The sequence below is a fragment of the Streptococcus sp. 2100 genome (genome assembly GCF_013276335.1).
In the GTDB taxonomy this organism is placed as follows: Bacteria; Bacillota; Bacilli; order Lactobacillales; family Streptococcaceae; genus Streptococcus; species Streptococcus pseudopneumoniae.
Genome location: NZ_VMKV01000028.1, coordinates 1 through 7,427 on the forward strand (window position 1 = coordinate 1; position 7,427 = coordinate 7,427).

At 43.1% G+C, this 7,427-nt stretch carries 9 protein-coding genes; all 9 read right to left on the reverse strand.

Annotation, left to right across the window (positions count from 1 at the left end; translation table 11 throughout):
- Window positions 1–66 precede the first annotated feature (66 nt).
- The 9 genes from HT669_RS04675 to tmk all read right to left on the reverse strand — a co-directional run bounded on the left by HT669_RS04675 (window position 67) and on the right by tmk (window position 7,289).
- Window positions 67–282, reverse strand: a complete 216-nt coding sequence (locus HT669_RS04675) for a YozE family protein (protein WP_001232084.1) — start codon at window positions 280–282, stop codon at window positions 67–69.
- A gap of 8 nt (window positions 283–290) precedes the next feature.
- Complete coding sequence (cvfB, locus tag HT669_RS04680) at window positions 291–1,145, reverse strand: RNA-binding virulence regulatory protein CvfB (RefSeq protein ID WP_001095471.1); 855 nt, start codon at window positions 1,143–1,145, stop codon at window positions 291–293.
- Window positions 1,146–1,204: 59 nt separating this feature from the next.
- Window positions 1,205–1,762: a ribosome recycling factor gene (gene frr, locus HT669_RS04685; protein ID WP_001262225.1), complete on the reverse strand. Its 558-nt coding sequence runs from the start codon at window positions 1,760–1,762 to the stop codon at window positions 1,205–1,207.
- Between the two features lie 8 nt (window positions 1,763–1,770).
- Window positions 1,771–2,508 (reverse strand): UMP kinase, encoded by a 738-nt coding sequence (gene pyrH / locus HT669_RS04690; RefSeq protein ID WP_000002996.1) that lies wholly within the window; start codon window positions 2,506–2,508, stop codon window positions 1,771–1,773.
- Between the two features lie 83 nt (window positions 2,509–2,591).
- Window positions 2,592–3,926, reverse strand: a complete 1,335-nt coding sequence (gene trmFO, locus HT669_RS04695) for a methylenetetrahydrofolate--tRNA-(uracil(54)-C(5))-methyltransferase (FADH(2)-oxidizing) TrmFO (protein WP_000083733.1) — start codon at window positions 3,924–3,926, stop codon at window positions 2,592–2,594.
- Between the two features lie 599 nt (window positions 3,927–4,525).
- On the reverse strand, window positions 4,526–5,404 hold the full coding sequence (rsmI, locus tag HT669_RS04700) for a 16S rRNA (cytidine(1402)-2'-O)-methyltransferase (protein WP_001166876.1): 879 nt from the start codon (window positions 5,402–5,404) through the stop codon (window positions 4,526–4,528).
- A gap of 2 nt (window positions 5,405–5,406) precedes the next feature.
- Entirely contained in the window at window positions 5,407–5,724 is a 318-nt protein-coding gene (yabA, locus tag HT669_RS04705) for a DNA replication initiation control protein YabA (protein WP_000358228.1), read from the reverse strand.
- A 39-nt stretch (window positions 5,725–5,763) separates the two neighbouring features.
- Window positions 5,764–6,654, reverse strand: a complete 891-nt coding sequence (locus tag HT669_RS04710; protein WP_000806730.1) for a DNA polymerase III subunit delta' — start codon at window positions 6,652–6,654, stop codon at window positions 5,764–5,766.
- The gene (tmk, locus tag HT669_RS04715) at window positions 6,651–7,289 is read right to left on the reverse strand and encodes a dTMP kinase (protein WP_000033362.1); all 639 of its coding nucleotides are present in this window, start codon (window positions 7,287–7,289) and stop codon (window positions 6,651–6,653) included. The genes HT669_RS04710 and tmk overlap by 4 nt, the downstream gene beginning before the upstream one ends.
- Window positions 7,290–7,427 lie beyond the last annotated feature (138 nt).

The window sequence follows — 7,427 nt, forward strand, 5'->3', positions numbered from 1 at the left end:
AAGTGATAAAGTCGGGATTATAGCAAAGGGATGGAGAAATTACTAGCCCAAACCCAATGAATCATGCTAGTGTTCTAAGTATTCTTGCCAGATAGCGTCAAAGTCTCCTAGGTTAAAAGAGAAACTGGCATGTTCTTCCAAAAAGCGACTCACCTCATCAAAATCATCTGTGTGTTTTGGAAAAGCTGATTCTTCAAAGGCTAGGTCTGCTAGGATAGCTTTGGGACTGTTACTTTTAGGATTGCGCTCGGTCATGAGCCAAGTGTAAAATGATTTTCTCATATGTCACCCTAGATCAATTCTGTCCCAAACTGGTCTTGCTTGATTTTACCAGCCTTCATAAGACCACCTAAAACTTTCTTGAACTGACCTTTAGAAATGCCAAAGGTTGCCTTGATGTCATCTGGAGATGACTTATCATTCAAGGTCATGAAACCGCCATTGCTTTCCAAATAAGTCAAAATCATCTGGGCATCATTTTCCAACATTTCAAACGAACGTGGTTTGAGGGAGAGGTTCAGAGTGCGGTCCACTTCGCGGAAACCAATGACACGCGCATCTAAAACTTGCCCTAAACGTGGCTCTGCATAGCGCTCGCTAGGATGGATAAAACCAAGCATGTTATTTTCTGGCAGGTAAACAAAAGTTCCTGACAGCTTGAGGCGGTATACAATGGCTGGCCAGTTTTGGTTCTGCATGTTGTTGTAGGCAGGTCGAGCCAGACGTTGGAAGTCTTCTTGATAAGCCAAGAGTCCCCAGATACGATCTTTCTTGTCCACTTCAAGACGGATGTAGAGTTGATCACCCTTCTTAGGCCAGAGTTCCTTGAGCTCAGGGAGAATATCGAGTGACACAACGATTTCCTTGTCAGGAAGGCCTGTATCCACAAAGACACCCAAGTCTTTACGAACTTCTGTGACACGTCCCCAACCAAATTGGTCCTGAGTGGCAGTCACTTCTAGAGTTGTCAAGCGGAGTTTTTGCTTCATATCCGTGTAGGCAAAACCTTTAACCGTATCCCCTACTGTATGTTGACCTTCTTCCTTGGTAAGAGCATAGGTCTGGCCATCCTTTTGAACAAAGTAAAAACGGTCGTTTTCATCGATGATGAGTCCAACGATAAAACTTGCAAGATTTGTATTCATATTTCCTTCTTTCGAACAAAACTCAGCCAGCAATGCCAACTGAGTTTTTCTGTTTATTTTTAGACTTCCAAGAGTTCTTTCTCTTTGTTGGCAGTCATGTCGTCGATGTGTTTAACAGCATCATCTGTTACTTTTTGAATGTCTTTTTCAAGAGTCTTCAATTCGTCTTCAGTGATTTCTTTTGCTTTTTCTTGTTTCTTAGCTTCATCCATAGCATCGCGACGGATATTGCGGACAGCCACTTTAGCATTCTCACCGACTTTCTTCACTTCTTTAGCAAGGTCACGACGAGTTTCTTCTGTAAGAGCAGGGATAACCAAACGAATTACAGAACCATCGTTAGCTGGTGTGATACCAAGATCAGAAGCGTTTAAGGCACGTTCGATGTCTTTCAATGAAGACTTGTCAAATGGTGTTACCAACAAAACACGCGCTTCTGGAATGGTAATTGAAGCAATTTGGTTAAGAGGAGTTTCTACTCCATAGTATTCTACATGTACACGGTCGAGTAAACTTGCGTTGGCACGACCAGCACGGATACCACCAAATTCACGAGCAAGTGATTGGTGAGACTGGGTCATTCTCTCTTTAGCTTTTTCAATAATTGCGTTAGCCATAATCTTTCTTATTCCTTTTCTTCGATATTATTTGAAACTGTTGTTCCGATATTTTCACCAAATACGACACGTTTGATGTTGCCTGGTTGGTTCATGTTGAAGACAACCAAGTCAATGTCGTTATCCATTGAGAGGGTTGAAGCAGTTGAGTCCATGATACGAAGACCTTTATTGATAACGTCACGGTGGGTCAATTCTTCAAACTTAACGGCTGTCTTGTCCTTCTTAGGATCGGCATTGTAAACACCATCGACCCCATTTTTAGCCATAAGGATAGCATCCGCTTCGATTTCAGCTGCACGAAGGGCCGCTGTTGTATCTGTTGAGAAGTAAGGTGAACCAATTCCGGCACCAAAGATAACGATACGGCCTTTTTCAAGATGACGAAGGGCACGTCCACGGACATAAGGCTCTGCCACTTGTTGCATTGCAATAGCTGTTTGCACACGCGTATCAACACCAACTTGTTGCAATGAATCGGCCATCACAAGAGCATTCATAACAGTCCCAAGCATTCCTGTGTAATCTGCCTGAACGCGGTCCATACCTGCTTCTGCTGCAGGTTCTCCACGCCAGAGATTTCCTCCACCGATAACAAGGGCAATTTCGATACCTAAGCTATGAACTTCTTGAATCTCTTTTGCGATTGTTTGAACTGTTTGGATATCAATCCCTACGCCACGTTCACCGGCAAGGGCTTCACCTGATAACTTGATTAAAATACGTTTATACTTGGGATTCGCCATTTTCACTCTCCTTCTTTTATCCTACCTATTTTATCACAATTTCTAAGATTTTTATAGTATCATGAGCGATTCTTTCAAAAAAATTAGACAGTCAAAAATTCCTCTAAATCGCTGAGGGCACGCTCTGCAATTTTTTCATAACGAGCCTTCTTATCACGGATACGTTCGCCTTCCAACTCCTTGATAATCCCAAAGTTGACATTCATTGGTTGGAAATGTTTGCTGTCGGCATGGGTGATGTAATGAGCTAGACTTCCAATCGCTGTTGTCTCTGGGAAAATAGCCTCACTTTCACCCTTGAAGAGTCGAGCCGCGTTAATACCTGCAACTAAGCCTGATGCTGCGGACTCTACATAGCCTTCCACACCCGTCATCTGACCAGCAAAGAAGAGATTTGGTTGTTTCTTAGAACGGTAGGTCTGCTCCAGAAGATTTGGTGAATCCATGTAAGAATTGCGGTGCATGACCCCATAACGAACAAACTCCGCATTTTCAAGACCTGGAATCATTTGGAAAACGCGCTTTTGCTCTCCCCATTTAAGGTGGGTTTGGAAACCGACGATATTATAGAGGCTACCAGCTGCATTGTCCTGACGAAGTTGAACCACCGCATAAGGGGTTTTAAATTCTCCATCACGAGGACCTGTGTAGTCGTCTGGATACTCAAGACCGACTGGTTTCATAGGACCATAAAGCATAGTTTTAATGCCTCGTTTGGCCATGACTTCGATTGGCATACATCCTTCAAAGTACTTTTCTTTTTCAAAAGAATTGAGCGGTGCTTCTTCCGCATTGACCAAGGCTTCATGGAAATCCATAAACTCTTGCTTGGTCATTGGAGCATTGAGATAGGCTGCTTCTCCCTTATCATAACGAGATTTGAGATAGACCTTACTCATATCGATAGTGTTGACATCGATAATAGGCGCTGCTGCATCGTAGAAATAGAAGCCATCGCCATTATTAAGGGCATGAATCTTTTCAGCCAGGGCATCGCTAGTCAAGGGACCAGTCGCCACAACTGTAATAACATCTGTTGGCAATTCTGTAATTTCATCACGCACCACTTCAATCAAGGGGTGGTTGACCACTTTTTCGGTCACCATTTGAGAGAAACCATCACGATCCACCGCAAGGGCTCCACCGGCAGGAACACGTGTAGCCTCAGCAGATTCCAAGATAACAGAACCCAAGCGACGCATTTCTTCCTTGAGAAGACCAACTGCATTTGTCAAAGCATCCCCACGCAAAGAATTGGAACAAACCAACTCAGCAAAATTGTCTGTTTTGTGCTGAGGAGTCGACTTGACACCACGCATTTCATAAAGTTTAACTGGAATACCACGCTCTGCGATTTGGTAAGCTGCTTCAGAACCTGCCAAACCAGCACCGATAACATTGATATAAGATTGAGACACGACACTAATACCTCTTTGGGAGTGTGAAGTTAAGATTCACATTGAAAAAGCCAATCAGACTTACGAGCTTTCGAGTTTCTTGGCTCAGGCTGAAAAAGTCCATTGGACTTACTTCGCTCTCGAATTTCTTGGCTCAGGCTGAAAAAGTCCCCCAGACTTTCCTCGCTCTCGAATTTCTTGGCTCAAGCTGAAAAAGTCCCCCGGACTTTCCTCGCTCTCGAATTTCTTGGCTCAAGCTGAAAAAGTCCCCCAGACTTTCCTCGCTCTCGAATTTCTTGGCTCAAGCTGAAAAAGTCCCCCAGACTTTCCTCGCTCTCGAATTTCTTGGCTCAAGCTGAAAAAGTCCCCCGGACTTTTTCACTCCCACAAATCTTTCTATTTTTTTCTTCTACTAGTATAACAAAAAAAGGGAAGAAGGCAAACTTCCCTGTTTATACTAAATGAAAATCAAAGAGCAAACTAGCCGCAGGTTGCTCAAAGCACTGCTTTGAAGTTGTAGATAGAACTGACGAAGTCCAGCTCAAAACACTGTTTTNNGTCAGTAACCACACCTACGACAAGGCGACGTTGACACGGTTTGAAGAGATTTTCGAAGAGTATTAGTCATTTTCTTGATTTTCTTCCCAATCATGGTAAGCAGCGTAGAGCTGGCTTTTATTCCACTGGTAAATCTTAGCGACTTCCTTGATAGCTTGATTTTTCTTCATGCCTTGCTGGATACGGGCTTGGATTTCTAAGAACAAGTCCTCCTCGTCTTTTTCCTCCACATCCTGACTGGCACCTTCAACAATGAGAAGGCATTCTCCTTTAAGTGGCGTTTCAGCAATGCTTTCCAATAACTCAGAAATGGTACCGCGTTGGTATTCTTCATAGATTTTAGTCAATTCCCTGACCAAGACAACCGAGCGGTTACCGTAGACTTCTAACATATTTTCCAACGTATCTGCTACACGATGAGGCGATTCATAGAAAATCTGAGTTTCAGGATAATCTTTTTTCGAGTCGAAAAATTGCTTTTGCTGGCCTGATTTTCTCGGTAAAAAGCCGTAAAAGATATGTGGTTGTGGCGCTAGACCACTGGCAATCAAGGCAGAAATTCCTGCAGAGGCACCTGGAACAGTCACAACTGCAATTTCTTCCTCAATAGCTGCCTTAACCAAATCATGACCAGGGTCTGAAATGCTAGGCAAACCGGCATCAGAGACCTGAGCAATACTTTGCCCTGCTTTCAAGAAACCAATCAAATCAGGAATTTTTTCCTTGGCATTGTGCTCATGAAAACTGATCTGCTTGGTGGAAATGTCAAAATGCTTGAGCAAAAGCCCTGTATTGCGCGTATCCTCAGCAGCAATCCAATCTACTTCTTTCAAGGTCTGGATAGCACGAAAAGTCATATCATCTAGATTGCCAATCGGCGTTGCCACTAGATACAGCTTGCCATAGGGAGACTGCCCCTTAAAACTTTTTTGAATTTGCATGCCTACTCCCTGTATAACAACTCATCACAGAACATACATTCTTCGTCCTGCTCTCGACGTTGTCCATAAAAATCATTACATACGTGAAATCCATCACGGTAAATACGACGGACACTTTCGCGAACATGCTTGGCCTTGACGGGAGCGTCTGCTTCCACCTCACCCAAGCGTTCTCGCAACTTACTATTTTCCAAGCGAAGAGCTGTATTTTCTTCTACCAAGCTCTTGAGATTTTTCTTGATGGCTTCCACATCGGCTAAGGTTACCAATAATTGTTGGGAAAAATCATCCAGCGCGTCAAATAATTCTTTTTTGTCCATAAAACAGCCCTTTCCTTTCTTTATCATTCATTTTTGAGTTTATATTTCTTTCAAGACCAGATATTCCATGGCATTTTGAAAGCTGACATTAGCTTGCCACATTTTTCTAGCTTCTAGTAAATCTTGTAGAATCACTCTTACTCTTACCTGCAAGAGGTCCTGCCCACAGAGAACTTCAAGAATCCGTAAAACCTGATCCTGTTTTTCCTTATCATCTGCCAAGTTGGCTAATTTGGCAACCTGTAGATAACTTTCTTTTTTCTTAGCTACTAACCAAGTCAGCAGGCGTTCACTTTCATCGACCAAGGTCCAAAAACTTGCCTGATTAGCCAACTTTTCTGCTTCAGCTCGCGATTGACTAAACTTAGTTAAAAGAGTCGCTTTTTTCTTAACAAGTCCCATTTGTTCTAAGAGTAAGATAAGTTTTTCTTCTTGCTTTTTAAAGTGGAAGATCTGAGTCCGACTTCGGATTGTCGGTAACATCTTTTCCTCATCGCTAGTCAAGAAGAAAATATAAACTTCACTCTGGGGTTCTTCGATGACCTTGAGCAGAGAATTGGCTGCGTTGGGATGCATTTTATCCGCTTGCTCGATGATAAAGACCTGTTGCTGGCTTTCAATCCCTGCTTGAGAAAACTGTCCCACCAATTCCCGAATGCGTTCTGTCTTGATGACCTGATTGACTGGCTTAATCAAGGTGACATCTGGAAACTCTTCCTGTTCAATCAGCTTGCAACTTCGGCATTTCTCACATGGTAAGACGCCAACTTTATCCGTACAAAAGAGGCTCTTAGCTAAAAATTGCGCCATTTCCAAGCTTCCAAAGAAACCTGAAAAGAGATAGGCGTGATTGAGCTGGTCTTGTTCTAAGATACGGACAAAACGGTCAAACTGATCTGGTTGCCAAGCCTTTAGTTGATCTTGTTTCATTTGGCCAAGCCCATTCCGTCAAACAAGACAGCCTTGGTAGTTTCCACAACTTGCTCCAAAGGGAGACTAGCATCAATCTTGACAATGCGATTTCCCTCTTTATCCAGAAGAGAAAGGTAGCCTTGACGAACTTTTTTATGCAAGTCCAACCCTTCCAAATCCAAACGATTAACCTCGCGGTCACTATTAGCAGCAATACGAGCCAGTCCTTCTTCCACCTCGATGTCAAAATAGAGTGTCAAATCGGGTTTGAGGCCATCTGTCGCAAACTGATTGAGCCAGTCAATGGCTTCAATATCTAAGCCACGACCAAATCCCTGATAGGCAACAGAACTATCGATAAAACGATCCATAATGACCAGCTTGCCAGCTTCAAGGGCTGGAAGAACTTTTTCCACCAAGTGCTGTCTGCGACTGGCAATATAGAGAAGCAACTCTGTCTTCGCATCCATCTGAGTATGACTTGGATCCAAAATTACTTCCCGAATCTTCTCCCCAATCAAGACTCCGCCAGGTTCACGGGTCGTCAGCACCTCTACCCCTTTTTCCTCTAAAATTGGTAGCAGAGCCTCTAAAACACTGGTCTTTCCTGCTCCCTCTGGTCCCTCAAGAGAGACTAAAAATCCTTTTGACATGTCTAACTCATTTCTTTTTTACTACTTCTATTCTATCAAAAAAATAGGGGTTTGTGACAATCTTTTTGTCTTCTCATTTCATACTCAATGAAAATCAAAGAGCAAACTAGGAAGCTAGTCGCAGGTTGCTCAAAACAC